The following is a 26950-nucleotide window of genomic DNA, read 5'->3' as shown; positions in this document are numbered from 1 at the left end:
CGGGCGGACGGTGGACCACCGTCGGCCGGGCGGACTCTGCTCGACCTGTACGACGAGGCGCTGCCGGCCGTGTACGGGTACCTGCTGCGGCGAACACGTGACACCAGCGTGGCCGAAGATCTCACCTCGGAGACGTTTCTGGCCGCGATGGACAGCGCACGTGGTGTGGACGCTCCCGAACCTTCCATCCCATGGCTCATCGGCATCGCCAGACACAAACTGGCAGACCACTGGCGTCGCATGCAACGCACCCCGACACCCGTCGACGAGGTGCGCGACGACCCCGCCGACGACGAATGGGACGTCCACCTGGACCGGTTGGTGGCCGAGTACACCCTTGCCCAGCTGTCGACCACGCACCGGGCGGTGCTGACCCTGCGGTACGTCGACGACTGCACGGTCGGTCAATGCGCGGAGCTGTTGGGCCGCACCGTCGCGGCCACCGAGGCGCTGCTCACCCGGGCCAAGCGGGCCTTCCGCACGGCCTATCCCGACACCAACGATCCCAGTCCCACGTCGCTGCGACCGAGAGGAGGCCGGTCATGAACCCAGACCTCGACCCGTTCACCGCACTGGCCGCAGACGATGTTCCGGTCGCGCCCGACCCCGCCTTCGCCCGCCGGCTGCGAACGCGGCTCGAGCGGGGACTGGACCTACCCGAAGGAGTGACCATGTCCACAGATGTCGTGCCCGAACCCCTCGATGCCGCCGAGTCAGTCGGCGTCGCTGAATCTCGCAGTCCCACAGAGCCCTCGGTTGTCGAGCGTCCCGGCGCGTTGCCCTATCTCACCGTCGTCGACCCCGGCGCCGCCATCGAGTGGTACACCGAGCATCTCGGTGCGCAATTGCGTGGTGAGCCGATCGTGATGGACGACGGGAAGATCGGCCACGCCGAACTCCTGATCGGCGGCGGGGTCATCTACCTTGCCGGCGAGTTCGCCGAGGTCGGCCTCAAGGCCCCTGCGCCACAATCTGTCTCGGTGTCGCTGATGTTGCCGGTGCCCGACACCGATGTCGCGGTACGCAGGGCAGCCGACGGCGGTGCAACCGTGCAGCGCGAACCGTACGAAGGCTACGGATCACGGACCGGTTCGATCATCGACCCGTTCGGTCACCGCTGGATGCTGACGGGTCCTTCCACGTTCCCTGTCCCGGAACGGAACCCGGTGGAGGGGATCCGACGCGGCGATCTCGGCTACTGCTCGCTGTGGACCGCCGACGTCGATCGGGCCGCTCGCTTCTACAATTCGGTCCTTGGCTGGGAGTTCGACTCGGAGACGGGTCAGGTCACCAACCTCGCGCAACGGTTGGGCATCTTCTCTGTTCCCGGGAATCCGACGATGCTGTGCGCGTACGCCGTTGACAACCTGGACAGGGCCCGGGCAGACATCGTCGCCGCCGGCGGTTCCACCGGCGAGGTGCAACAGCTCCCCTTCGGCGAACTGCTCGACGCCGTCGACAACCAGGGAGTCACCTTTGCCGTATACCGGCCGTACGGCGACGATCCGCGTCCTCCGGTGAACGGCACAGGTCATGGCGAACTGACGTACATGACCCACTACACCCCGGACAGTTCTCGGTGGCGCGACTTCTACGGTCGGGTGCTGGGCTGGAGTTTCACCGGTGGCACGATCGACGACGGCTGGGAAGTGGTGGACGGCCACCCGATGACGGGCATCGCCGGCGGACAGGACCATTCGCTGTCGGTGCCGATGTGGGTGGTCGATGACATCGACACCGCCGTCGAACGAGTTCGCACGGCCGGGGGCATGGTCATCGAAGGCCCCGCACGACAGTCCTACGCCATCTCCGCCGAATGCCTCGACGACCAGGGCAGCCCGTTCTGGTTGGCGCAATACTGACCTCGCCGGTCACACACCCTCCGACTTCGACCTCATCCTCCGACTGCAACCGGAGGATCTGGCCGGAGTCGGAGGTTCTGGCCGGTCGGGGCGTCAGGGGTTCAGGAACGCAGCCAGCACAGCCGAGTACATTCCCACGTCGGCCGTTCCCATCAGCTCGCGGGCGCTGTGCATCGCGAGCTGCGGGGCACCGACATCAACGGTGGTCAAACCGGTTCGGGTGGCGGTGATCGGGCCGATAGTGGACCCGCATGGCAGGTCCGCGCGGTGCACGTAGCGCTGCAGTGGCACCCCGGCCTGCTCCGCCGCGACCGCGAACAGCGCTTCGCCTTCGGCATCGCTCGCGTAGCGCAGATTTTGATTGACCTTCAGCACCGGTCCTCCGTTGATGGAGATCTGATGTGCCGGTTCGTGGCGCTCGGGGTAATTGGGATGGGTGGCATGGGCCATATCACCGGAGGCGCACGCACTCATCGACATCGACCGCAGATAGTCCTCACGAGAACCACCGCCCGCCAACACGATTCGCTCGAGCACCGTGGGCAGCAATTCCGACGCGGCGCCCCGATCCGAACCACTACCGACCTCTTCGTGGTCGAACAAGGCGAGCACCGGAATGTACTGTCCGACGCCACCTTCGACAACATCGACGAGCGCGCGGGTACCGGCGTAGCAGGTTCCCTGGTTGTCCAGGCGGGGTGCGCTCAGCAGGTCGTCATTGACCCCGACCACTCGGCTCGGCGCCAGGTCGTGGGTCATCAACTCCCAACCGAGGAGCTGATCCACGCTCACCTCTGCTTGTGCGGCAATCCATTCCATGAAGCCGGGACCGCTCTCACCCACCGACCAGATGCCGTTGACGTGCCGCTGCGGATCGAGCGTCACACCGGCCCGGTCCTCGGAGAGATGTATCGCGAGCTGCGGGACGCGAAGAACAGGTTCGTCGATCTTGATCAGTCGGCGCCGGAGCCCTTTCGAGTCCCGGATCGCCAGCCGGCCGGATATGCCCAGATCGCGGTCGAGCCATGAATTGAGCAGTGCGCCACCGTACTTCTCCAAGCCCACCATCGACAGGCCGGCCGAGTGGAGACCGGGGTTCTGCTTCACCCGGAGGTTGGGACTGTCGGTATGACCCCCGACAATCCGGAAACTGCGTCCTGGTCCGCTGCTGTCCCAGGCGACGATCGAGCCACCGCGCATCACGTAGTGCCGCCCGGGTTTGCTCGGCCACTGATGCTCTTCGCTCAGCTCGCGAAAACCTGCCGCCTCGAGCGCCTTGGCCACCGATTCACACACATGGAACGGCGATGGCGATGCGTCGACGAACCTACCCAGTCCGGCCGCGTCGGCCGAGGTGGTCACCATGGTTCTGCTCAGGCCGTGGTGAGCACTGCGTCAAGAGCGGAGTAGAACAACCCGAGGCCGTCGTCACTCGGTCCTGTCAACGCTTCGGTGGCGTGTTCGGGATGCGGCATCAGGCCCACCACGCGCCCGTTGGCGCTGGCGATCCCGGCGATGTCGCGCATCGAGCCGTTCGGGTTGTCGCCGGCGTAACGGAACACCACGCGGCCTTGACCTTCGAGTTCGTCGAGCACTGCCTCGGACGCGACGAAACGGCCTTCACCCGATTTGAGCGGGATGAGGATCTCTGCGCCCGGCTCGAAACGGCTGCTCCACGACGAAGCGGTCGATTCGACCTTCAGCCATTGGTCGCGACACAGGAAGTGCAGTCCGTTGTTGCGGGTGAGTGCCCCCGGCAACAGCCCGGCTTCGCACAGCACCTGAAAGCCGTTGCAGATTCCGAGAATCGGCATTCCCTTGCCTGCAGCCTCGACCAGAGCACCCATCACGGGGGCAAACCTGGCGATCGCGCCGGCGCGCAGGTAGTCGCCGTATGAGAAGCCACCGGGAACCACAACGGCGTCCACGCCTTGCAGGTCGCCATCGCCGTGCCACAGTTCCACCGGCTCACCACCGGCCAGGCGCACCGCGCGCGCGGCATCGATGTCGTCGAGCGATCCCGGGAACGTGATGACCCCGACGCGTGCCGTCACGATGCGGCCTCTTGCACCCGGGTCACCGAGTAGTCCTCGATGACGGTGTTGGCCAGCAACTCTGCCGCGATGCGGTCGAGCGCTTCGTCATCCACGGTGTCGTCCACTTCCAGTTCGAAACGCTTGCCCTGGCGCACGTCGGCGATGCCGTCGAACCCCAATCGGCCCAGCGCGCCGCTGATCGCCTGACCCTGCGGATCCAGGATCTCGGCTTTGGGCATCACGTCAACTACCACTCGAGCCACTTGGGCGCTCCTCTTCAGCTGCTGTTTTCAGCCGTCACTCTACCGGCAATCGCTTGATGGACCGGCCCCGGAGGTTCCCGGCTCGAACCAGACCGAAACTCTCGGCCCAACTTCGTACCTCAGGCAGCGCGTCGCAGCGCGGTCGACGTCAGGTTGCGGTACGTCACCGGCTGCGCGCCGTGGAGTAGGGCGAGGTCGATGCAGTCGAAAACGGCCTTGCCCGTCACCGGCTCGCCGAGGTGTTTGGCCGCCACCGAGAGCCGGACCACCCCGCCGCGGCGCGCCACCCGGACGGTGTTGCGGACAAGGAGCCGGCACCACCATGACTCGGCCGAGAAGCCGTCGCCGATACCGAGGACTCGCGCTTTGGTCGACGTCCCGGTCATCACGTCTTCGATGCTGGTGAAGCCCAGGTTGGTACGGAATCCGCGACCGGCGAGGGCAGAGCGGGCGCCTGGCGACGCATTCCATCGGGGCGCGGCGAAGATCCGGGTACGTAGCCCGATCTGCTCGAGCATCCGGTCGGCGGCGAGCAGTCGCAGACCGGCCTCGTGCGCTCCGAGTTCGGCGAACTCGGCTCGCCGGCGGCGGCTGGGTACCTGGTTGTACCCGTGCAAGACGACCGCGTCGTCGCCGCTGCGCCGTTCGCGTAGCCATGCGCAGGTATCGGCATCCTCGGCCAGGCGGTAGCCGCCCTTGAGACGAGGCGCGGCGAGGAACGACAGCGGCACGTCTCGCGTGGCCACCTCATCGGCGAAGGCCTGGACCTGCGCAAGGGTGGTGTCACGGATACCGGAAACCGAGACGATCAGTTGTCCTGCCACGGCGCCCAGTATTGCGGGCGCAGGTGGTCAGCCGGTTGCCCTCAGGTGGACAACACGCAAAATCAGCGCCCGCGACCGTCCCGGCCCACGCCCGATACCGCTATCCGAGCGTGCGCTCGATCGCCTCGACCACTTCGGTCGCCTCCGGCTCGGTCCGCGGACGGAACCGTCCGACAACCTCTCCGTCCGCGCTGAGCAGGAACTTCTCGAAGTTCCACTGGATGTCACCGGCTTCGCCATCAGCATCTGACGCCTTGGTGAGTTCGGAGTACAGCGGGTGGCGGTCGTCGCCGTTCACATCGGTCTTCTCCAGGAGCGGGAACGTCACCCCATAGGTCGCCGAGCAGAACGTGGCGATCTCCTCGGGGGTACCGGGCTCCTGCCCCATGAACTGGTTGCAGGGCACACCCACCACCGTCAGGCCACGATCGCGGTAGTTCTCGGCCAACTTCTCGAGGCCGGCGTACTGCGGCGTCAGACCACACTTGCTCGCGACGTTCACCACGAGGACGGGGCCGCCGAACTCTCCGAGAGTGGTCGAGTCGCCGGACAGTGTGCGCAGGGGAATGTTCTTGATGTCGGTGGTCATTGACACAGGTTACGACGATGACGGCTTCCGGTGGCGGCAGTCGGGCGCAGACCATGTAACCGAAAACACAGTTGGTTGCGCTGGTGTCAATAGTTGCGTCGGCGTTACCGTTAGCCAGTGTCACAATCAGGCGGGGTCGAAGAGACCTTTCGAACCGTGCACGAGTTCCTGACCCGGTTGTCCTGCGCGCTCGACGCCGACGCGATGGATGACCTCATCGAGACGGACTTGGGTTTCACGCACTACAAGGCTCTGCTGATCCTCAACCGGCACGGTAATGCGCTGTCGGTCAACGAGTTGGCGGACGAGCTCCACCTATCTCTCGCTGCCGCCGGACGTGCCGTCGACAAGCTGGTCGGCCTTTCGATGGTGTCGAGACGCGAGGACGAGCACGACCGCCGGATCAAGAGGGTCTCGCTGGCCGAAGGTGGCGAAAAAGCAGTTGCGTTGAGCATCCGGCGCCGAGAAGACTCGGTGCGTGATGTGATCGCGAAACTCCCGAGCGACATGCGCGCTGATCTCAACAGTGCCCTGCTCCCCATCCTTGCCGGCGACTATCTGAGCACGCCGATGTGCTCCGACAACGTCCGCACTGGTTCTGCCACACAAGGTTTGGCAGCCGCGACCTCGGCCGCCACCCGATAGACATTCGAACACGATCGAGAAAGTGACCCCATGACCTCACCGTCAACTACGTCGAGTGCGAGCGACAAGCTCGATCCGGCAGTGATCAAGATCGCGGCCGTGGTCGTGCTCGGCGCGATCATGTCGATTCTCGACACCACGGTTGTGTCCGTGGCGCAGAACACATTCCAGGATGAGTTCAGCACCGACCAGGCCGGTTCGGCGTGGACGATGACCGGTTACACGCTGGCCCTGGCCGCGGTCATCCCGCTGTCGAGCTGGGCCGCCGCACGTTTCGGCACCAAAAAGGTCTATCTGACGTCGCTGGTTCTGTTCGTCCTGGGCTCGGTGCTGTGTGCACTGGCCTGGAGCATCGGCACCCTGGTCATCTTCCGGGTGCTGCAAGGTTTCGGCGGCGGCATGTTGATGCCGGTCGGCATGATGATCCTGACCAAGGCGGCAGGCCCGGCTCGGGTCGGGTCGGTGATGGCAGTGCTCGGCATCCCGATGCTCCTCGGCCCCATCCTCGGGCCGATCATCGGCGGCGCCCTGATCGAGTACGCCAGCTGGCACTGGATCTTCCTGATCAACGTCCCGATCGGTGCACTCGCCTTCGCGTACTCCTACTGGATCCTGCCCAAGGACAACGAGACGTCGCGCCCGACATTCGACTTCGTCGGACTGCTCCTGCTGTCTCCCGGTCTGGCGCTGTTCCTCTACGGCATCTCCTCGAGTACCGAAGAGGGCACCTTCATGACCGCAAAGGTGCTGATACCGGCCGTGATCGGAGCAATCCTGGTTGCCGGGTTCATCGTGCATGCGCTACGGGCCCGTAACCCACTACTCGACCTGCGGCTGTTCACCAACAGCAAGTTGTCGTGGTCGGTGGTGACCATGTCGCTGTTCATGATCGCGTTCTTCGGTGCGATGTTGCTGTTCCCGCAGTACTACATCGGCGTCCGCGGCGAGACCACGCTCTTGACCGGACTGCTCATCGCACCTCAGGGCATCGGGGCGATGCTCACCATGCCGATGGCCGGTCGGCTGACCGACAAACACGGCCCCGGGAAGATGGTGATCCCCGGCATCGTCCTGATCGCGATCGGACTCGGCGTCTTCATCTTCATCGGCGCCGACACCTCGTACTGGCTCCTCGGCGCGGCTCTGTTCGTCCAGGGACTCGGCATGGGTATGACGATGATGCCCATCATGTCCGCCGCGCTGGCAACACTCAATCCGGCTCAGGTTCCCGACGGTTCGACTCTCATGAACGTTGTGCAGCAGGCGGCGGGGTCGGTGGGTACCGCGGTCATCTCGGTGATCTTGGCCAACAACGTCAAGGGCGCGGTCGAGAGCGGCGGCGACATTGCCGGAGCCTTCGGCGACACGTTCATCGTGTCGGTCGGGCTGATCGTGCTGACGCTGATCCCAGCGTTCTTCTTGCCGCGCAAGCGGATAGTGCACGACGCGGTCGATGCCGACATCGAGGCGAAGACCCCGGTGATCATGCACTGATCACCTGGACGCAGGTTCAGGTGAGGCAAGCAGTTCAGATCAAACAAGCGGCGCGACCCGGCACCAGCCGGGTCGCGCCGCTTTGTTGCAGTCCAGTTCTCAGACGGCGCCGGTCTGACGCAGTACCCACGCGTACTCGAAGGCGACTTCTTCCCACTGCTTGTAGCGGCCACTGACACCACCGTGTCCGGCCTTCATCTCGGTCTTCAACAGAATCGGCGCATCTCCGGTTGTGCTGTCCTGCAGCCGGGCAACCCATTTCGCCGCCTCGGTGTAGAGGACGCGGGTGTCGTTGAGTGAGGTGACCGCCAGGATCTGCGGGTACGGCTTGGCATCGACGTTCTCATACGGAGAGTACGACTTCATGTACTCGTAGACCGTCTTGTCTGCCAACGGGTTTCCCCACTCGTCCCACTCGATGACGGTGAGTGGCAACGACGGATCGAGGATGGACGTCAGCGGATCCACGAACGGGACCACCGCGAGTATGCCGTTGAACAGCTCGGGCGCCAGGTTCGCGACCGCGCCGATCAGCAGGCCGCCGGCGCTACCGCCCTCACCGACCAGCTGCTTGGGGGTGGTGACACCGGTGTCGATCAGATGTTGTGCAGCGGCTACAAAATCGGTGAAGGTGTTCTTCTTGGTGAGGGTCTTACCTGTCTCGTACCAATGCCGGCCCATCTCACCGCCACCGCGGATGTGGGCGATGACAAACACGACGCCGCGGTCGAGCAGCGACAACCGTGAGATCGAGAATCCTGGGTCGTTGCTCGATTCGTAGGAGCCGTATCCGTACAACAACGTGGGCGCAGGCCCGTCGGCGTGTTCACGGCGCCGGATCACCGAGAGTGGGATCTTGGTGCCGTCGCTCGCCGTGGCCCAGTCACGGTACTGCTCATAGTCGGCCGGGTCGAAGTCACCGAGCACCTGCTGGCGCTTGAGCAGTGTCCGTTCGCCGGTCGCGACGTCGAGATCGAACACCTCTGTGGGATTGATGAAGCTCGTGTACCCGATGCGCAGCCGCGGCGCCGCCCATTCGGGGTTGCCGCCGAGTCCGGCAGAGTAGAGCTCCTCGTCGAACGAGACCTCGACGAACTCCGGCGTGCCGCTTCCGTTGAGCTGGGCGATGGACAACCGCGGCAACGCTTCTCGCCGATAGCTCAGGACCAGCTGGCCGGCGAATGCGTCGACATCCTCGATCCTGACCTCCGGGTCATGCGGGACCATCACCCGGGTATCGGTGGGATCGGCCACGGGCGCATCGAGCAGCTCGAAGTTCTCGGCGTTCTTGTTGTGCAGGATCAGGAAGCGGTCCCGTCCGTCGATCACGGCGTGCTCCACGCCGTACTCGACTCCCTCTTCACGGGGCCACACCACGGTGAACTCGCCGGTCGGGTCGGTGGCGTCGAGAATCCGGACTTCGGTGGTGATCTTCGAACCGAGCGTGATCATCAGGTACTTGTCGCTGCGGGTTCCACCGATCCCCACCCAGTACTGCTCGTCGGGCTCGTAAAACACCTTGACGTCGGGCGTACCTGCACCGAGGTCGTGACGCCAGACGGTGTCGGGCCGCCATGCCTCGTCGACGGTCTGATAGAAGACATGGTTGCCATCGAGCGACCACAGTGCGCCCGGCGCGGTGTCACGGATCTCGTCGGCGAGCAGTTCGCCGGTGCGAAGATCCTTGAACCGCATGGTGTATCGCTCGTCACCAGCTGTGTCGACGCTGTACGCCAGCAGATTGCCGTCTTCGCTCACCGAGAGCGCACCGAGACTGAAGAAGTCGGTGCCCTCGGCCTCGACGTTGGAGTCGAGGAGGATGTCCTCCCCCTGCACACTCTGACCGGGCTCAACCGTCGGCGGCGTCCAGTCGTCGGGGCCGGCGATCGGGCACCGCGCCCTGAGTGCGTACTGCCTGCCCTCTTCGGTACGTGCGTAATACCAATACTGACCGCGTCGCGTCGGCACCGACATGTCGGTTTCCTGGGTGCGGCCCTTGATCTCGCTGTAGATGTCCGCGCGGAGATCTGCGAGGTCGGCGGTGTGCGCGGTGGTGTACTCGTTCTGTTGTTCGAGGAATGCGATGACCTCGGGATCCTCTTTGTCGCGCAACCACTCGTAGTGGTCGATCACGGTGTCTCCGTGGTGTTTGCGTTCGAACGGGATCTTCTTCGCGACGGGCGGCGCGCCTGCTGCTGCGTCCTGCGAGGTGTCGGTCACTGCTCTCCCTTCGGCCAGTCATCAAATGACAGACCTGAAATACGTTCGTAAGCTTCGATGTAGCGGTCACGGGTACGCTGCGCGACGTCGTCCGGCAACGGAGGCGGCGGATTGTCTGCATCGCGGTCCCACCCGGAGTCGGGGCCGGTGAGCCAGTTGCGGACGATCTGTTTGTCGAAACTGGGCTGCACCATGCCTGCCCGGTAGTTCGCCGCGTCCCAGTAGCGCGAACTGTCCGGTGTCAAGACCTCATCGGCGAGGACAACGGTGCCTTCTTCGTCGAGTCCGAACTCGAACTTGGTGTCGGCGAGGATGATTCCACGCTCTGCCGCCAGCTCAGATCCCCGCGAGTAGATGTCGAGGGTGAGGTCTCTGAGCTTTTGCGCGAGCGTTTCGCCGACGGTGGCGACCACTGCGTCGAAGCTGACGTTCTCGTCGTGCTGGCCGATGTCTGCCTTGGTCGCGGGGGTGAAGATCGGCTCGGGGAGTCTGCTCGACTCCTCGAGCCCCTCCGGGAGGGCGATACCGCAGACCGAGCCGGTGGCGATGTAGTCGAGGAGGCCGGATCCGGTCAGGTACCCGCGCGCGACACACTCGACGGGGAGCATGTCGAGTTTCTTCACGACGAGCGCTCGACCCACCAGTTCGGCGGGGATGCGACTGTCGGTCGGATCGCCCGCCAGGTGGTTGGGAACGCCCAGCGCACCGAAGTAGTAGACGCTCATCGCAGTGAGAACCCGGCCCTTGTCAGGGATGGGCGTGGGCAGGATGTGGTCGAAGGCAGAGATGCGGTCGGATGCCACCATCAGCATCGTCTGCTCGTCGATCGAATAGAGGTCACGTACCTTTCCGGCCGCGAGATGTTCGTAGGACTCCAGGCTCGGACGCATGGTTTTCAGGCTAGTCGGGCCGGCACGCCTTTCGACGTCCAGGGCGGGTGGCGCTAGAACACCAGGCCGGCGACAAGAGCCGCGACGCCGATTGCCGGCGGCGTCAGCTGGATCAGCGCCGAACGCCCCTTTTCGGGCGACGAGATCAGCAGAACGAGACCTGCGGCAACCATCGACCCAGCGCTGGCGAACACCAGCGCAGCTCCGGCATCGGCGTGATCGACAAGGGTCAACACGATCCCGACAGCGGTGACGATCGCCAGGAACAGGTTGTAGAACCCTTGATTGAAGGCCATCTCCTTGGTCGCTTCGGCTTCCTCGGCTGTGGTTCCGAAGGTCGTGCGGGTTGCCGGTGCCGTCCACCGCAGCGATTCGAGCACAAAGATGTACACGTGGATGAGTGCCGCAATCGCGGTGAATACGAGGCCTACTACCGTCACGTCGCCGTCCCGTCCGCAGTCATGTGGTCTTCGCTACCGCTGTCGGCACGAATATCCGCCGACTGCGAAGACTGCCACAATGAACCGGTGAGCACATCGGCTGCATCGGTCACCATCACTTATTGCACTCAGTGCAACTGGGTACTTCGGGCGTCGTGGATGGCAACGGGTTGCTGAACACCTTCGGTACCGAACTGGGGTCGGTGACCCTGGTGCCAGGTACCGGCGGCGTGTTCACCATCGAGGTCGACGGACAACTGGTATGGGAGCGCAAGCGCGACAACGGGTTTCCCGACGTCGTCACTCTGAAGAAACTCGTGCGCGACATCGCGGTGCCGGACTGGAACCTCGGGCACGCCGACAAGGCAGACTCCGATTAGTGCCAGCGAGGCGGACAGGAACTCCGACTGCGACCGGAGGAAGTCCACGAAACCGGAGGGTCTGCGTGACCCGCCGCTCACGCCCCACAGCAGGACCTCCGACTCCAGCCAGAAACTCCGGTTGCAACCGGAGGAACTCCACGAAGTCGGAGGGTCTGCCTAACCGGCAACCCGGGCCCGCCAAAGCCTCCGACTCCAGCCAGAAACTCCGGTTGCAACCGGAGGAAGTCGACAAAGTCGGAGGGTTTGCACAACCGGCAGGCGAAACGGTCAGAGAATAGGTGCCGGCGCATAACCGGCGGCGTCGGGATATTGATCGACGAGTTTGCCCACCTGAGCGACGACGTCGGCCACCTGGTGCTCTGCTGCGCCGATGAATGCCGATTTGTCGGCCAGCGCGTCGTCGAGCCCGGCGCGGTCGAGTGGGATCCTGTCGTCGGCGGCCAGTCGGTCCAGCAGGTCGGGATCGCGACCGTCTTCGCGCATGGCGAGGGCCACGGCGACGGCATTCTCCTTGATCGCCTCGTGCGCGACCTCGCGACCGACGCCTGCACGAACCGAAGCGATCAGGACCTTGGTGGTCGCCAAGAACGGCAGGTACCGGTCGAGTTCTTTTGCGATCACCGCTGGGTAGGCACCGAACTCGGCGAGCACCGTCAGGAACGTCTCGAGCAGTCCGTCGATGGCGAAGAAGGCGTCGGGCAATGCCACGCGGCGCACGACCGAGCAGAACACGTCGCCCTCGTTCCACTGCGCGCCGGCAAGTTCCGCAGCCATCGATCCGTAGCCGCGGAGCACCACTGCGAGCCCGTTCACCCGCTCGCAGCTGCGGGTGTTCATCTTGTGCGGCATCGCCGAACTGCCGACCTGCCCTGCCTGGAAACCTTCGGTGACCAGCTCATGGCCTGCCATCAGGCGGATGGTGTGCGCCAACGACGAGGGTCCGGCAGCCACCTGGACCAGCGCCGAGACCACGTCGTGGTCGAGCGATCGCGGGTACACCTGACCCACCGACGTCAACGACTTCGAGAACCCGAGGTGGTCGGCCACCTTCGACTCCAGCTGGGACAGTTTGTCGACGTCTCCGTCGAGCAGGTCGAGCATGTCCTGGCTGGTGCCCATCGGGCCCTTGATACCGCGCAGCGGATAGCGGTCGATCAGCTCGCGAAGGCGGGTGAGCGCGATGAGCAGTTCGTCGGCCGCCGATGCGAATCGCTTGCCGAGGGTGGTGGCTTGCGCCGCGACGTTGTGGCTGCGACCGGCCATCACCAGCGTGGAGTACTGGGCGGCCCGGTCGGCCAAGCGTGCCGCGGTGGCGACACCGTGTGCGTGTACGTGCTCGAGGGACCGCAGGATCTGCAATTGCTCGACGTTCTCGGTGAGGTCGCGGCTGGTCATCCCCTTGTGGATGTGCTCGTGGCCGGCGAGGGCGTTGAACTCCTCGATGCGCGCCTTCACGTCGTGGCGGGTGACCCGTTCACGGTCGGCGATGGAGGCCAGGTCGATCTGATCGAGCATACGTTCGTAGTCGGCGATGGCCTCGTCGGGTACGTCGACGCCGAGTTCCTGCTGCGCTTTGAGGACTGCGACCCACAGTTGCCGCTCCAGGACGATCTTGTGATCGGCGGACCACAACCGCACCAGATCTGCCGACGCATAGCGACCGGCCAGGACGTTCGAGACCCGCGGTTTCTCGGTCGGCGATTTTGTTTCAGACACGCCTCATTATGCGACATGTCCGCCATGGCCCCCGCACATGGCGGTCACGACCGGCGCATCACACCGCGGCGACGGGTGCGAGTTGGTCGATGACCTCGCTCAGGGCGGTGCGGGTCACCTTGACCACGTCCTCCACCGAGTCGGCGAGGGCCCCGATCACCACACCGTCCTCGACAGCCATCAACTGCTCGATCCCACTGGGATCGGTGCTGCGGCCCGACTTCTCGAGAACCTCGAAATGAGTGTTACGCAACGTGTTTCGGTGGTCGATGAGAACCTGTTGCAGTCGCGGCACCCGCGCACTGAGAACAACTGACTCGAACCGGCAGGTCAGACGCTCTCGCGACGTGTCCTCCCCGATGAAGACATCGGCAAGTACTTCGGCCGTCGCCTCGGCCCCGCGGCGACGCCGGGTCAGCCCCCGGCCCCTCTCGATGATCGCATCGCAATCATTCGCACAGGCGGACGCCACTGCCTCGGCAACCAAATCCTCAAGTGAGGCAAAGTAATACGTCGTGGAGGCAAGCGGAAGCTGCGCTCGGTCGGCCACCGCCCGATGTCGGACGGCGTCAAAACCGCCTTCCAGAAACAATTCCCCGGCGGCGGCGATCAATCGCGCCCTTCGGCGCGTCCCCTTGGGGGTCGCTGCTGCTCTCACCCCGTCATGGTGGCAAAGGGCACGCGGCGGCGGGATCGTTTCGGCAAAAAACTGACCCCCGGCAAGGATTTCAGTGATGCTCGATCAGCTGAGAACCGGACGGAGGAGTTGCAGCGCCCGCTCGATCTCGTCGGTCGCGCCGGCGAAACTCATCCGCACGGTTCGGTGTCCCTTGCGGGTGTCGAAGTCCAGACCCGGCGCCATGGCGACCCCGGTCTGCTCGAGCACGCCTTCACACCAGCCCAGCGAATCGTCGGTGATCGCACCGACATCGGCGTACACATAGAACGCACCGTCGGGGGTGCCACGTCGGTGATGCCGAGCGCGGCGAGGCCGCCCACCAACAACTCACGATTTCGCGCGTAGCGCCGCACGTGCCCGTCCAGTTCGGAGCGTGACTCGGGGGTGAACGCTGCGACCGCGGCGTGCTGGCTGAAGGTCGGTGGACAGATGGTCATGTTCGCCGTGAGTCGCTCGACGGGCCGACGCAGAGGTTCGGGCACCAACATCCAGCCCAGTCGCCAACCGGTCATACAGAAGTATTTCGACACCGAACCCATCACCACCGACTGGCGCGACGTCTCCCATGCGCATGAGGTGGGCCGCCCGTAACTGATGCCGTGATAGATCTCGTCCGAGATGAGCAACGTGCCGTGGGCGTCGCACCAGGCGGCGAGATCGGCGAGTTCCTCGGGCGCGAGAATTGTCCCGGTGGGGTTCGCCGGGCTGGCGACGATCAATCCGGCCGGCGGCCGGTCGAGTTGTTCGAGCATGTCGACCGTTGGCTGAAACCGCGTTTCGGGACCACAATCGAGTTCGAGTACCTGGCAACCCAGCGCCGAAAGCGTGTTCCGGTATGCCGGATAGCCCGGCCGGGCCATGGCCACCGTGTCGCCTGCATCAAAAGCAGCGAGGAAGATGAGGGTGAATGCACCGGATGAGCCCGTGGTGATCACGACGTCGTCCGCACTCACCTCCACTCCATAGGTGTCGCGGTGATGCGCCGCGATCGCCTCGCGCAGCGGCGCGATACCGAGCGACTCGGTGTAGCCCAGCGGAGAGGCATGCAAGGCGGCCGCGGTGGCCTCGAGAACCGGCGCCGGAGCCGGGGTCGAAGGCTGACCGGCGGCCAACGACACGACGTCGAGGCCGCGGGCACGTCGTTTGGCGATCGCTGCCAGCACGTCCATCACATGGAACATCTCGACCTGGGATCTGTCCGATTGCGACCGCATCTGTCGAAGTTAGCGCCTGCCGTAAACGACATCGCGTCAGAGGGTCGAACGGTCGCTCGGCGCCGCGCCGCAGGTACCGTGTATCTCGCAATGACTACCACAGGCAACCGCTTCCAGCGACCCGGAAGCAACGACGACGGCACTTCCGGACTCGCCGATCTGGCGGTACCCCGTCGTTCCCTTCTCACGGCCGGTGCCGGACTGGGTGCCATGGGGCTGCTGGCAGCGTGCGGGTCGGGTGACGGGTCGAAGCGCGTGGCACCTCAGCCGGCCCGCGCGGACGAGCCGAAGACCACCTCCACTGTGCCGACTGTTCCGCAGAGTGGGACTGCCGAGATGTTCAGTGGCAGCTTCATCTCCGCGAAAATGCTTGGACGTCAAACTAATTGGATCGTCGCGCGGCCGGCCGGCGTGACCGGCGAGTTGCCGGTGGTGGTGGTGCTGCACGCCTTGAACACTGACCAGAGGGCGGCTTTCGGCGGGGGTCTGGAGATGCAGAACCTGATGCAGGACTGGGTGAACCAGGGCAATGCGCCGTTTGCCCTCGCCGCCGTGGATGCGGCGCGCAGTTACTATCACCCCCGCGCCGATGGCACCGACGGCGGCGCGATGGTGCTCGACGAGTTCCTGCCACTGCTCGACGGCACCCCCGAACTCCAGCTGCGCACCGATCGCATCGGATTCTTCGGCTGGTCCATGGGCGGCTACGGCGCACTGCGCCTGGGTGCACTGCTGGGCGCACCACGGGTATCGGCCATCGCAGTCAGCTCCCCCGCGCTGTGGGGCGACCCCGCGACCTTCCCCCGCGAGCGTTCGACAGTCTCGCCGACTACCAGGCCAATTCGCTTTTCGGGCAGCAGGATTCGTTCATGAAGATCCCACTGCTGATCGAGTGTGGATCCAGCGACCAGTTCTTCACCTACACCCGGCAATGGATGGCGGGCCTGCGGCCACCACCGGCCTTCGGCACCTCACCCGGCGGACACACCAACCGATACTGGCGCGGCGTCCTGCCCGGACAGATCGCGTTTCTAGGCCGAAACCTCGCTGCCTGACCTGTTTGCCGCCGGCAATCAGATCGAGATACGGCCTTCTTCGGCGGCCAGGCCGATGTCGCGGCGGTAGTGCGCACCCGCGAGCTTGACTCCCGACAGTCGCTCGTAAGCCTGTGCCCGTGCGGCTGCCAGGTCTTCTCCGACACCGACGACGCTGAGCACACGCCCGCCACTGGAAACCACCGATCCATCAACCGATGCGGTACCGGCGTGCAACACGCCCTCCGCGTCGGCACCGGTGATCGGATCGCCCGTACGGGGTCGACCCGGGTAGTTCTCGGCTGCCAGCACCACGGTGACGGCGGCCCCGGGCTCCCACTCCAGAGGCGGCAGCTGGTCCAGGTGCCCTGTCGCGGTCGCGTTGAGGGCGACGCCCAGCGGCGACCTGAGGAGAGCCAGAACGGCTTGGGTCTCGGGATCGCCGAAGCGACAATTGAATTCGACCACTGCCGGTCCGTCTGCACCGATCGCCAGACCGGCATAGAGCAGTCCCGAGAACGGGATCCCGCGCCGGGCCAACTCGGCCGCAACCGGCGCGACAACCTCGTCGACGATGCGCGTGGTCATCTCCTCGGGCAGCCACGGCAACGGCGTATAGGCGCCCATGCCACCGGTGTTCGGCCCCGCGTCGCCATCGCCGACCCGCTTGTGGTCCTGAGCAGGCAACAGTGGAACCACCGTCTCACCGTCGACCAGGCAGAAGAGCGACACCTCGGGGCCGTCGAGGAACGACTCCAGCAGCACCGGGTGGCCGCTCTCGAGAAGGTCGGCCGCGTGGGCGCGGGCGGCAACGCGGTCGGGGGTGACCACCACGCCCTTACCTGCGGCAAGGCCGTCGTCCTTGACAACCCAGGTGGGACCGAAGCGGTCGAGGGCAGCATCGAGCCGGGCCGGACTGTCGACGATCTCGCTGTGCGCCGTACGCACCCCGGCAGCGGCCATCACATCTTTGGCAAAGGCCTTGGAGCCCTCGATCTTTGCTGCCTGCTCACCCGGTCCGAAGGTTGCGAATCCGGCTGCCCGCAGAGCATCCGCAACGCCGACCACCAAGGGGACCTCGGGGCCGATGACCACCAGGTCTGCCTCGATCTCCTGGGCGAGCGCCACCACGGCGTCCGACGAGACGATGTCGACCGCATGATTGGTGGCCACAGCTGCGGTCCCGGGATTGCCGGGGGCAACATGCAGATCGGTGACCGAGGGGTCGCGGTCCAGGCCCAATACGAGGGCGTGTTCGCGGCCGCCCGATCCGATGACGAGTACTCGCACGTGCCAGACCTTACCGTCCGCCGCGATCAGCGCGAACCGGCCACCAAAGCCTCGAGTGCCTTCTTTCGTCCTTCACTGCCAAGTCGCTCGTCGACCACGATGCAGAGTGCCGGCGCCAGGGCGATCACCACAAGACACGTCACCACCGACACCCCGTTTGCTGCCAGCACCACCGCGACCGCCAGGATGGCGCCCGACCCGACGGCCAACCCCACATTGGTGCGATCGAAACCCAGCAGGAATCCGTACAGCAGGAAGACCGACCCGATGAAGACCCCGACGGGCAGCACCACGGACACCACCGCAGCCATTTCGCTGATCGTCGCCTTGTGTTCGATGAACAGTGCCGCAACGTGAAGTCCCGCCCCCATCATCGCGATCGACATGAAGACGATGATGTGAAAGTACCCGAAGACAAACGCTTTGCCGCGCTGCAGGTGCAAGGCGTGGCCGGCCGGAACGATGAAGTAGACCCACCACATGCCGAACGTGATGCCGACTCCCGCGAGGCCGAGGATCGCCGTCTCCAGAGTCCATCCGGCCGAGTGCACCACCGCCTGCAGCGCCACGGTGGTGCCGACGATGCCTTCGCCCAAGGTGATGATCGCGAGCAGACCGTACCGCTCGGCGATGTGATGGGCGTGCCACGGCGTCGTGCCCTCATCGCCGATGTTCTCGGCGATCGCCGGCACCGCCATCTCGCAGACGACCAGCACCCCGATCACCAGCAGGGTCTGCAGAAGGGTGGTGTCGAGGAAGATGGCCGCAATCCAGGCAATCTGCACAACACTGATTCCGGCTGCGTACGTGAGGCAGGTCCGGCGGTAGTCCGGGCTGCTCAGGGCGGCGCGGACCCATTGGAGCACCATGGCCAGGCGCATCACCACATACCCGAGGACGAGCACGCGGTTGTCCACAACACCGCCCTCGTCCACCGACGCGAACAGCGGCTCGATGCCCAGGGCCAGGATCAGGACACCGACCATCTGCAGCATCGTCGTCAGGCGATACACCCAGTCGTCGGTGTCGAATGCCGAAGCGAACCAGGTGAAGTTGATCCAGGCCCACACCGCCGCGAACGTGCAGAACACGAACCCGATCACGGCGGTCTTGTAGTGCCCTTCGGCGACGAAGTGCGCAACTTCGCTTCCGGCGAACGCGAAGGCGACCACAAATGTGAGATCGAAGAACAACTCGAGGCTGGTAGCCGCGCGACCGTCCTCATGCGGGTCGCGGCCGCGCATCCGGGTCACCCGGTGCCTGAGTTGGACGACCCCCGCGGTGGCCGGACGGACGTTGCTCTCGGGCTCGCTCATGTCGGAGACACCTTCTCTGTCAGGCTGTCCTTTTTCGCCGAACAGCACTGAGAGCTTAGAAGAAGGTGCCTCCGATCGTTGATCAGGCGGGCGCGGTGAGGTCGTAGAGCGTCACGCCATCCACTGTTGTACTGGTGAAGTTGGCCTCCACCCACTCGGTGATGTCCGATCCGGTGCCGCCGCCGCCCATCATGCCGCCGCCCGTGGCGATGAAGTAGTGGATCTCGCCGTCCTGCACGTACTTCTTGAACTCCGCGAGCGTCGGAGACGGGTCGCTGCCGTTGAAGCCACCGATCGGCATCACCGAACGCTCGGTCGCGAGCTGGTAGCCCGAGGCACTGTTCGATCCGATGGCGGCCGCGACCCACGTGTAGTCGTCGGCATCGGTGTTCAGCAACGCCACCAGCTCATCGCTCGGTTGCGAACCCTGCAGTAGACCGCCGCCGGTACCACCCATACCTCCCGGCCCGCCGAACAGCTCGAACGTACCGTCCTGCGGCACTTGGGCGCCCGCTTGTCCGGGGGGCATGGTGCGGCCCTGACCGTTGGGCATCCCCGGCACGGTGCCCTGATTGCTCGACATGCCGGGAGGCATGCCGCCGCCTGCCGCACCCCGGCCCATTCGCATACCGCCACCTGGACCGAACCCTCCTTGCGAGGAGGGGCCGGCGCTCGGGATCGATCCCGAGCGTGCGCTGCTCACCGTGTCGACGGCGTATGCGGCCGGCCCCGCGAGCCCCAGGACGACCGCGACCAGAGCCGCGACCAGTGCGCCGCGCCGCGCGCCGGTGTTCCGCAGATTGGACAGAAGCAGACCCACAGCAGCGACGATCGAGCCGGCGAGGACGACATATCTCAGCCACGGAAGGAAGCCGGCGGATCGATCGAGCAACACGAAAGACATGATGCCGGTCGTCAATGCTGCCGCAGCGAGCACTACTGGTACCCAACGCTTCTCGCGTCGACGCCAGCACTCCACCGCGCCGGCGCCCACCAGAGCGGCAACGGCCGGCGCAAGCGCCACCGTGTAGTACGCGTGGAAGATCCCCGCCATGAAACTGAAGACCGCCATCGTCGTGATCAGCCACAGGCCCCAGACGACCAGCAGGGCGCGGCGACTGTCGGTTCGGGACCCCATGCCGCGCAACCCGATCGCCGCGATTCCCAGGATGAGTGCGGCCGGGATCAGCCACGCGATCTGACCACCCTGGCCCGATTCGAACATCCGGGTGATGCCGGTTTCACCCCACATCCCGCCACCTCCGCCAGGGCCGGTGAACGTCGCACCACCGGGCGCGGCGAGTTCATTGACGCCTCCCGCGGCCGGGGCACCGAACCGTTCGGCCATGCCGCCTCCGCCCGGGCTCACGCTACCGGTCTCGTTTCCGTTGAGACGTCCGAAACCGTTGTAGCCCAACGTGAGTTCGAGAATGGAGTTGTTCTGCGATCCACCGATGTAGGATCGCGAGTCCTTCGGCCACAATTCCACGGCCAACACCCACCATCCGGCCGACACGATCATGGCGCCGAGTGCTGCGAAGAGATGGCCGAGTCTCTTGAGCCAGGTCTTCTGCCCGAACGCGATGTAGGTCAGCGCGAGCGGCGGTATCACCAAGAACACCTGCATCTGTTTGGTGAGGAATCCGAAGCCGACAAACACACCCGTCAGGATCATCCAGCGGATCCGTCCGTCGTCGATGGCCTTGAGTGTCGCCCACACCGCGGCGATCATCAGCAACACCAGCAACGCGTCGGGATTGTTGAATCGAAACATCAACGCCGCCACAGGGGTCAGCGCAAGCGTCGCACCGGCGATCAGCCCACCCGCCGGGCCGAATCGCTTCCGCACGATCCAGTACAGCAGCGCCACCGACGCGACGCCCATGAGTGCCTGTGGAGCGATGATCGACCACGAGTTCAACCCGAAGACGCGGACGGAGATCCCCGGGATCCACAACGACATCGGCGGCTTGTCCACCGTGATCGAGTTGGCGGCATCCGAGGACCCGAAGAACCAGGCTTTCCATGATTGGGACCCCGCTTGGATGGCCGCCGAATAGAACGAGTTGGCCCAGCCATTGATGCTCAGGTTCCACAGGTAGAGCACGCCGGTGGCGACAACAAGGATCGCGAAGGCGGGCCATTCCCACCGTGGGCGGGTCGACACCCCGGACGTCGAATCGGGGGCATCGGGAGCCGGATCGGCCGGCGGTCGATCGATGAGCACAGTCATGCCGAGACCTCTTTCACAGTGCGATGCGACGCGCCGAACACCCAGCGGAAACCGAGAAAACGCAGGATCGTGGCAGCGAGGTTGGCCACCACGAGCACGAACAACTCGACGTTCTTGGACGTTTCCGGAGCCCAGATGTGCAGCACGAGAAGCGATCCGGCCGTCAGACCCCAACCGAACACGAAGATTGCGATTCCCTGGAGATGATGCTTGGCGGCATTGTCCCGTCCGCGCACCCGAAAGGTGAAGGCGCGGTTGGCGGCAGTGTTGAACACGGCCGTGATCAGCAACGACAAGAAGTTGGCCGTCTGTGCCCCGACGATCGAATGCAGAGCCAGGTAGAGCACCGCGTAGGCGATGGTGGAGGCCACCCCGACCACACAGAACCTGGCCAGTTGACCCACCATCCCACGCGGCACCCCGGTCACCTGCGGTCCGGGTTCGTTGCGGCCGAAGCTGTCCCGCAGATCCGACACCGGCAGCCGTCCACTCGCGAGAGCCCGTCCGACACGCCAACAACCCTTCACGTCCTCGGTGGCCGTCTTCACGATGTCGACCTTGCTGGCCGGGTCGTCCACCCAGTCCACCGGCACCTCGGCGATCCGAAGCCCGGCCCGCTGTGCGATGACAAGCATCTCGGTGTCGAAGAACCAGCCGGTGTCATCGACCATCGGCAGCAGACGCCGAGCCACGTCGGAGCGAATCGCCTTGAATCCGCACTGTGCGTCCGAGAAACTCGCCCCCATCGTGGTGCGGAGCAGCAGGTTGTAGCCACGAGAGATGAACTCTCGCTTCGGTCCTCGAACCACCCGCGACGAGCGGGTCAGTCGAGAGCCGATCGCCAGATCCGAATGTCCCGACACCAGCGGCGCAACCAACGGCAGCAGCGCATTGAGGTCGGTCGACAGGTCGACGTCCATATACGCGACCACACGTGCGTCGCTGTCCTGCCACATCGCTTTGAGCGCCCGGCCCCGACCCTTCGCGTCGAGATGCGCCACGCGCACCCGCCGCCCGTCATCGATCGCCGCAGCCAGGCGGCAGGCAATCTGCAACGTGGCGTCGGTGCTGGCGTTGTCCGCGATGGTGATCCTGGCCGAGTAGGGCATCTGGGTGTTCAGGTACTCGGCGAGCTGTTGCACGCACCTGCCCAGGTCGAGTTCCTCATTGAAAACCGGGACAACTATGTCGAGAACCGGTCCTGGCGGCGTGTGGTCGAACACGATTGCGGCGGTCTCGATCGGCGCATCGTCGAGGGTGTCTGCTGTCATGGCACACACTCTGGAATCCGGACCTGCCGCAAACCTCGGGCGTAGCTGTCAAGAAGCTGTGTTCATCTGGCTCGCTGCGCTCGTTCGTCGGCAGTCCAGATCAACCGCGGCCACACCTTCGGCTCCGCTTCGGCTCCGTAGCGAGTCGCGATATCGCACGTACCAATATGCTCATCCCATGGCATCTGTTTTCAGCATGATCATCAACGGCGACATCCCCGGACGGTTCGTGTGGAAGGACGACGACGTGGTGTCGTTCTTGACCATCAACCCAGTCACCGACGGTCACCTGCTGGTGGTGCCGCGCCAAGAGGTCGACCATTGGGAAAGCGTTGATCCTGAGCTGTTCGGAAAGATCAACACGGTGGCACAGACCGTCGGCCAGGCCGTGAAGGAAGCGTTCGACGCGCCGCGGATGGGTTTGCTCATCGCCGGCCTGGAGGTTCCGCACCTGCACGTCCACGTGTTCCCGGCCTGGCAGCTCGAGACCTTCGACCTCGCCACCGCCGACAAGGACCCCGACCCCGCGGCCCTGGATGCGGTTGCCGACAAGATCCGGGCAAAGCTACGCGAACTCGGTCATACCGATCACGTAGCCGACTGAACCTCCGGGTCAGTCAGCGCTCGCGAGGCAACCGGACCCAGAACGTGGCACCGCCGCCCGGTGTGTCGTCGACCCCGACAGTTCCGCCATGCGCGGCAACGAGGGCTGCGACGATCGACAGCCCGAGACCGCTGCCCGAGGAGTGCTCGGTGCGGTGGCGCGAGGCATCGGCCCGGTAGAAGCGCTCGAACACCTGGGCTTTGTCCTCGTCACGCAGGCCTCGTCCGGTGTCGGCAACCTCCAGAACCGCGTCATCACCACGGGTGCCGACCCGCACGGTGATGGTGGCCTGCGGCGGGGTGTGCCGGATTGCGTTGCCGATGAGATTGCTCAGCACCTGACCCAGGCGGTCGGCGTCGCCCTGCACTTCCGGAAGGCCGGGGCCATCGAGCACCTGCACCGAGATGTCCCGATCGGGTGCTGTGGCCCGCGCGCTGTGCACCACGTCGGAGGCGAGCGCGAGCAGGTCCACGGACGCATGCTCGATCGGGCGATGCGCGTCGAGACGCGCGAGCATCAACAGGTCCTCGACAAGCAGTCCCATGCGTCCGGCTTCGGTTTCGATCCGCGACATCAACTGCGCCGTGTCGGTCATCGCGCCCTGCCGGTAGAGCTCGGAGAACCCTTTGATCGACGTCAGAGGTGTGCGGAGTTCGTGGCTGGCGTCGGCGACGAATCGGCGCATCTTGTCCTCGGAGCGACGAGCCTGCTCCTCTGACGCGGCGGTGGCGGCAAAGGCATTCTGGATCTGGTGCAGCATGGTGTTCAGCGATGCACCGAGTCTGCCGACCTCGGTGTTGGGTGCAGCCGGCGGTACTCGCTGGTCGAGATCGCCGGCAGCGATCGCCATCGCCGTGTTCTCGACCCGCTGCAACGGCCGTAAGCTGCTGCGCACCAACAGATATCCCAGTGCTCCGACCAGGAGTACCACCCCGACGCCGATCCCGAACTGCAGCCAGATGAGCCGCGTGACCGTATCGTCGACGTCGGTCAGTTTGATGGCGACGATGGCGGTTCCGGTCGGTGAGGATGTCATGATCACCCGCCAATGGGGGTCGCCGCCGCCGGCCGACGTGACGGTCACGGGATCTGGCCCCAACTTCCCCAGATCGGTGATGTCGGGTTGACCGCCGAAGTCGTTGATCTTCAGCACTGTTCCGTCAGCGCGCTGCACGAACACGAAGTACGGCGTCGGAGGCCGGCCGATCTGGACGTCCTCGGGCTTCGGGAGATCCGGGGGCAACTCCTTCGGCCTCGCCCAGGTCTGCGAGGCCTCCCGCAGCGACTTGTCCGTGCGGTCCATCAGGTTGTTCTTCATCGCGGACGTCACGGCGATACCCGACACCAACAGTCCGAGCATGACCAGCACCAGTGTCAGCGCCACCAGCGACACCCGCAGGGGTACCCCGCGGCGTGGGACTGTGGCCGTCACGGCGGTTCCGGTCACCGAGGCTCGCGCATCACGTAACCCACGCCGCGCAGTGTGTGGATGAGCCGCCGGTCGCCGGTGTCGACTTTGCGGCGGAGGTAGGAGACATACGATTCGACGACGTTGACCTCGCCTCCGAAGTCGTAATTCCAGACATGGTCGAGGATTCGCGGCTTCGACAGGACGGTTCCGGCATTGATCATGAAGTAGCGCAACAGAGTGAACTCGGTCGGCGACAAGGAGACCAGCTCCCCGTTCTTCCACACCTCGTGGGTGTCGTCGTCGAGCTCTATGTCGGCAAAAGAGATTCGCGGATTCTGCGCCGGCTTCTCACCGAAACCTCCGCGCCGCAACAACACTCGCAGACGCGCCACCACCTCTTCGAGACTGAACGGCTTGGTGACGTAGTCGTCTCCCCCGATGGTCAGCCCGGTGACCTTGTCTTCCAGGGAATCGCGGGCCGTCAGAAACAACGCGGGCGCCTCCACACCGTCGGCCCGGAGGCGACGCAGCAGGCCGAACCCGTCCATCCCCGGCATCATGACGTCCAGGATGAGGGCATCGGGCCGAAAGGTCCGGGCACGGTCGATGGCACGAGGGCCGTCCGGCGCTGTCCGGACGTCGAACCCCTGGAACTTCAGAGACACCGACAACAGTTCGAGAATGTTCGGTTCGTCGTCAACCACCAGCACTCGTGCACCCTGATCACTCATGGCACCTACTCTGCCGACCCATACTTTTGAGAAACTGCCAGCTAGCTGGGAGGTTCCTGTGAACCTGCAACCACGGCACCGGCAACCTCGTCATCCACTGAGTGTTTTGTGAAAAGGCGCTGGATACCCAGGCTTCGGGCGGGCCTCCCCAGGAACAGCTCGAGGTCGCGTGCCCTCGCCCTTGCCGCGTCGACAGCGGCCCGACCGACCTTCTCGAGCAGATGCAAGCCGATCGACCCGTCGGGGCGCTGATGCCAACCGCCGATGATGCGGCCATTCCACCACACCGTCTGCCCGCCGTTGCCGTTGCTGTCGAACAGGTGCCCCGCATGCGGACCGAGATACCAGTCGCGCTGCTTCCAGCCCATCAGGGTGGGGTCGAGTTCGGGTAGCAGCACCGCAGTCGGTGGCGCAGGTTCCACCTCGTCGAGGTCGTCGGCCAACACGAACCCGGTCGAGCCGTCATCAAGCTCCACCTCCACCACGTCGAGCTCCGACAGCGCCTTGCGGACAGCAGTCTTCGTCGATCCCAGCCACCACACGATGTCGGTTTCGGTACCAGGGCCGAATTGCCGCAACCATCGCAGGATCAGGTTGCGGTGCCCGGTCGCCGCGTCTTCGATCGGCAGGCGTTCACCGAGCCAGTCCTGCATCGAGATCCATCGAGGCTTGGAGCGTAACCAGTTGCCGTCATTGGGACCGCGCACGATGTCGCCTGCCGCACTCAGATGACTGAGAACGCGGGGCCCCATCTGGGATACCCCGCCCCACGATTTGCCTTCACCGTGCCGGATGGCGCCGGCGAGTGCGGGCAACTCGTTGCGCAGTTCAGTCGAGGAGGCCGACCGTCCGTCGGTGAGGGCACCCAGTACCGCCGCGCGGGCCTCGGCTATCCACCCCTCGGGGTCGGGGGAGTTGTCGTCGCGGCGCAGGTCTCTGAGCATGTTGGTGCGTTCGCTTGCCGCGACCCTCGTGCCCACCGCGCTCACTGCGTCGGCCAGTGTCGGCCGCGGGAACACAAAAAGGGTCCGGCGCATCGCCAGTTGCTTGACCAGCGTGCGGTCGTCGTAGAGCGCACGTTCCATGTCGGTGATGTCGAAGTGCGCCATCCGCGCCCAGGTCGAGATGTAGACGGTCGACGGTGTGGTCGCGTGCAGACCCACCACCGCTTCGGCGACCTCCTCGGGCGAGCGGGCGTGCACAGCCGGGAGCAGCCGATGTCGCCGCATCAACCGCGCGCGACGCTGCTCGGTGCCGATCGCGAACCGGGTCATGATCCCGGGCGAACCGCCACGGCTTCGATCTCGACGAGCTGGTCGTCGTAGGCCAGAACAGTCACCCCGAGGAGGGTGCCCGCCGGCTTGTGGTCGCTGAACTCCTCGGTGACCGCGTCCCACGCAACCACCAGATCGGCCTGCAGCTTCTCCGCGACGTACACCGTGACCTTCACGACGTCGGTCAGATCGGCGCCCGCATCGGCAAGGGCGTCGCGCAGATTCGCCATGCACTGGTGAGCCTGCCGGGTGACGTCACCCGGCGCGACCGTTGCCCCATCGGCATCGATGGGTGCGGCACCGGCGGTGAAGATCAACGCCCCCGGCGAGACGGTTGCACTGCTGGTGTGTCCACCCGAGGACCCATTGATCTGCACTGATGACATGGCGTCATCGTAACTGTCCGCTCCTACGCGCAGATCCGCTCCACGTGCTCGCAGACGAGCCGGTTGCACGCGGAGCGTGTGGCCGCATGTGGAGCGAACGGCGCCGTGACCACTCACCCTCGCGCCTGCGGGCGCAGCGGCCGCA

23 protein-coding genes and 3 pseudogenes are annotated in these 26950 nt (G+C 65.2%); 7 read left to right on the top strand and 19 right to left on the bottom strand.

What is annotated here, in order from left to right; genetic code table 11:
* Window positions 1-36: 36 nt before the first annotated feature.
* Together MVA47_RS08455 and MVA47_RS08450 are read left to right on the top strand one after the other, a co-directional pair.
* Window positions 37-546 carry an RNA polymerase sigma factor gene (locus MVA47_RS08455; protein ID WP_247210668.1) on the top strand — a complete coding sequence of 170 codons (510 nt, stop codon included), beginning with the start codon at window positions 37-39 and terminating at the stop codon, window positions 544-546.
* The gene (locus tag MVA47_RS08450; protein ID WP_247207466.1) at window positions 543-1862 is read left to right on the top strand and encodes a VOC family protein; all 1320 of its coding nucleotides are present in this window, start codon (window positions 543-545) and stop codon (window positions 1860-1862) included. The genes MVA47_RS08455 and MVA47_RS08450 overlap by 4 nt, the downstream gene beginning before the upstream one ends.
* A gap of 93 nt (window positions 1863-1955) precedes the next feature.
* On the opposite strand, the gene MVA47_RS08445 is transcribed toward MVA47_RS08450, so the two are convergent.
* The 5 genes from MVA47_RS08445 to MVA47_RS08425 all read right to left on the bottom strand — a co-directional run bounded on the left by MVA47_RS08445 (window position 1956) and on the right by MVA47_RS08425 (window position 5574).
* Window positions 1956-3227, bottom strand: coding sequence for a M18 family aminopeptidase (locus MVA47_RS08445; RefSeq protein ID WP_247207465.1), 1272 nt, complete (start codon window positions 3225-3227; stop codon window positions 1956-1958).
* An 8-nt stretch (window positions 3228-3235) separates the two neighbouring features.
* The gene (purQ, locus tag MVA47_RS08440; RefSeq protein ID WP_247207464.1) at window positions 3236-3916 is read right to left on the bottom strand and encodes a phosphoribosylformylglycinamidine synthase subunit PurQ; all 681 of its coding nucleotides are present in this window, start codon (window positions 3914-3916) and stop codon (window positions 3236-3238) included.
* Window positions 3913-4161: a phosphoribosylformylglycinamidine synthase subunit PurS gene (purS, locus tag MVA47_RS08435; RefSeq protein ID WP_247207463.1), complete on the bottom strand. Its 249-nt coding sequence runs from the start codon at window positions 4159-4161 to the stop codon at window positions 3913-3915. Before purS ends, purQ begins: the two co-directional genes overlap by 4 nt.
* A 119-nt stretch (window positions 4162-4280) precedes the next feature.
* The gene (locus tag MVA47_RS08430) at window positions 4281-4985 is read right to left on the bottom strand and encodes a DUF2334 domain-containing protein (RefSeq protein WP_247207462.1); all 705 of its coding nucleotides are present in this window, start codon (window positions 4983-4985) and stop codon (window positions 4281-4283) included.
* 100 nt (window positions 4986-5085) lie between these two features.
* Window positions 5086-5574 carry a glutathione peroxidase gene (locus MVA47_RS08425; protein ID WP_247207461.1) on the bottom strand — a complete coding sequence of 163 codons (489 nt, stop codon included), beginning with the start codon at window positions 5572-5574 and terminating at the stop codon, window positions 5086-5088.
* Window positions 5575-5691: 117 nt separating this feature from the next.
* Here MVA47_RS08425 and MVA47_RS08420 point away from each other — a divergent pair, with 117 nt between their 5' ends.
* Window positions 5692-6219, top strand: coding sequence for a MarR family winged helix-turn-helix transcriptional regulator (locus MVA47_RS08420; RefSeq protein ID WP_247207460.1), 528 nt, complete (start codon window positions 5692-5694; stop codon window positions 6217-6219).
* 30 nt (window positions 6220-6249) lie between these two features.
* Window positions 6250-7713 (top strand): DHA2 family efflux MFS transporter permease subunit, encoded by a 1464-nt coding sequence (locus MVA47_RS08415; protein ID WP_247207459.1) that lies wholly within the window; start codon window positions 6250-6252, stop codon window positions 7711-7713.
* A 99-nt stretch (window positions 7714-7812) separates the two neighbouring features.
* Here MVA47_RS08415 and MVA47_RS08410 read toward each other — a convergent pair whose 3' ends face one another.
* From MVA47_RS08410 to MVA47_RS08400, 3 genes are read right to left on the bottom strand one after another with little or no spacing between them, the layout of a single operon-like run.
* A complete protein-coding gene (locus MVA47_RS08410) occupies window positions 7813-9933 on the bottom strand; it encodes a S9 family peptidase (RefSeq protein ID WP_247207458.1) in 2121 nt (706 codons plus the stop codon).
* Entirely contained in the window at window positions 9930-10823 is an 894-nt protein-coding gene (locus MVA47_RS08405) for a phosphoribosylaminoimidazolesuccinocarboxamide synthase (protein ID WP_062795296.1), read from the bottom strand. Before MVA47_RS08405 ends, MVA47_RS08410 begins: the two co-directional genes overlap by 4 nt.
* 53 nt (window positions 10824-10876) lie before the next feature.
* Window positions 10877-11263, bottom strand: coding sequence for a DUF1304 domain-containing protein (locus MVA47_RS08400; RefSeq protein ID WP_247207457.1), 387 nt, complete (start codon window positions 11261-11263; stop codon window positions 10877-10879).
* An 87-nt stretch (window positions 11264-11350) separates the two neighbouring features.
* Here MVA47_RS08400 and MVA47_RS08395 point away from each other — a divergent pair.
* Window positions 11351-11643, top strand: a pseudogene (locus MVA47_RS08395) (SelT/SelW/SelH family protein).
* A 270-nt stretch (window positions 11644-11913) separates the two neighbouring features.
* Here MVA47_RS08395 and purB read toward each other — a convergent pair.
* The 3 genes and pseudogenes from purB to MVA47_RS08380 all read right to left on the bottom strand — a co-directional run bounded on the left by purB (window position 11914) and on the right by MVA47_RS08380 (window position 15255).
* Window positions 11914-13362: an adenylosuccinate lyase gene (gene purB / locus MVA47_RS08390; protein ID WP_247207456.1), complete on the bottom strand. Its 1449-nt coding sequence runs from the start codon at window positions 13360-13362 to the stop codon at window positions 11914-11916.
* A 58-nt stretch (window positions 13363-13420) separates the two neighbouring features.
* A complete protein-coding gene (locus MVA47_RS08385) occupies window positions 13421-14020 on the bottom strand; it encodes a TetR/AcrR family transcriptional regulator (RefSeq protein WP_084247990.1) in 600 nt (199 codons plus the stop codon).
* Window positions 14021-14104: 84 nt separating this feature from the next.
* Window positions 14105-15255 (bottom strand): annotated as a pseudogene (locus tag MVA47_RS08380) (pyridoxal phosphate-dependent aminotransferase).
* Between the two features lie 90 nt (window positions 15256-15345).
* Between MVA47_RS08380 and MVA47_RS08375 the strand changes: the two are divergent.
* A pseudogene (locus MVA47_RS08375) lies at window positions 15346-16310 on the top strand (alpha/beta hydrolase).
* Between the two features lie 18 nt (window positions 16311-16328).
* On the opposite strand, the gene purD reads toward MVA47_RS08375, so the two are convergent.
* The 4 genes from purD to MVA47_RS08355 all read right to left on the bottom strand — a co-directional run bounded on the left by purD (window position 16329) and on the right by MVA47_RS08355 (window position 22399).
* Window positions 16329-17579, bottom strand: coding sequence for a phosphoribosylamine--glycine ligase (purD, locus tag MVA47_RS08370; protein WP_247207455.1), 1251 nt, complete (start codon window positions 17577-17579; stop codon window positions 16329-16331).
* Window positions 17580-17605: 26 nt separating this feature from the next.
* Window positions 17606-18895, bottom strand: coding sequence for a low temperature requirement protein A (locus MVA47_RS08365; protein ID WP_247207454.1), 1290 nt, complete (start codon window positions 18893-18895; stop codon window positions 17606-17608).
* Between the two features lie 82 nt (window positions 18896-18977).
* Complete coding sequence (locus tag MVA47_RS08360; protein WP_247207453.1) at window positions 18978-21128, bottom strand: glycosyltransferase family 39 protein; 2151 nt, start codon at window positions 21126-21128, stop codon at window positions 18978-18980.
* Window positions 21125-22399 carry a bifunctional glycosyltransferase family 2/GtrA family protein gene (locus tag MVA47_RS08355; protein ID WP_247207452.1) on the bottom strand — a complete coding sequence of 425 codons (1275 nt, stop codon included), beginning with the start codon at window positions 22397-22399 and terminating at the stop codon, window positions 21125-21127. Before MVA47_RS08355 ends, MVA47_RS08360 begins: the two co-directional genes overlap by 4 nt.
* A 178-nt stretch (window positions 22400-22577) precedes the next feature.
* Here MVA47_RS08355 and MVA47_RS08350 point away from each other — a divergent pair, with 178 nt between their 5' ends.
* Window positions 22578-23003, top strand: a complete 426-nt coding sequence (locus tag MVA47_RS08350) for an HIT family protein (protein ID WP_023957423.1) — start codon at window positions 22578-22580, stop codon at window positions 23001-23003.
* Between the two features lie 13 nt (window positions 23004-23016).
* Here MVA47_RS08350 and MVA47_RS08345 read toward each other — a convergent pair whose 3' ends face one another.
* From MVA47_RS08345 to MVA47_RS08330, 4 genes are all read right to left on the bottom strand, one after another.
* Window positions 23017-24363, bottom strand: coding sequence for a cell wall metabolism sensor histidine kinase WalK (locus tag MVA47_RS08345; protein ID WP_247210667.1), 1347 nt, complete (start codon window positions 24361-24363; stop codon window positions 23017-23019).
* Between the two features lie 83 nt (window positions 24364-24446).
* On the bottom strand, window positions 24447-25145 hold the full coding sequence (locus tag MVA47_RS08340) for a response regulator transcription factor (RefSeq protein ID WP_031332061.1): 699 nt from the start codon (window positions 25143-25145) through the stop codon (window positions 24447-24449).
* A 41-nt stretch (window positions 25146-25186) separates the two neighbouring features.
* On the bottom strand, window positions 25187-26419 hold the full coding sequence (locus tag MVA47_RS08335) for a winged helix DNA-binding domain-containing protein (RefSeq protein WP_308280516.1): 1233 nt from the start codon (window positions 26417-26419) through the stop codon (window positions 25187-25189).
* Window positions 26416-26805, bottom strand: a complete 390-nt coding sequence (locus tag MVA47_RS08330; protein WP_247207451.1) for a RidA family protein — start codon at window positions 26803-26805, stop codon at window positions 26416-26418. Before MVA47_RS08330 ends, MVA47_RS08335 begins: the two co-directional genes overlap by 4 nt.
* Between the last annotated feature and the right edge of the window lie 145 nt (window positions 26806-26950).

It is taken from the genome of Williamsia sp. DF01-3 (genome assembly GCF_023051145.1).
GTDB lineage: Bacteria > Actinomycetota > Actinomycetes > Mycobacteriales > Mycobacteriaceae > Williamsia.
Note: the sequence above shows the minus strand (reverse complement) of the source record. Positions and strands in the feature narration are given on the sequence as shown.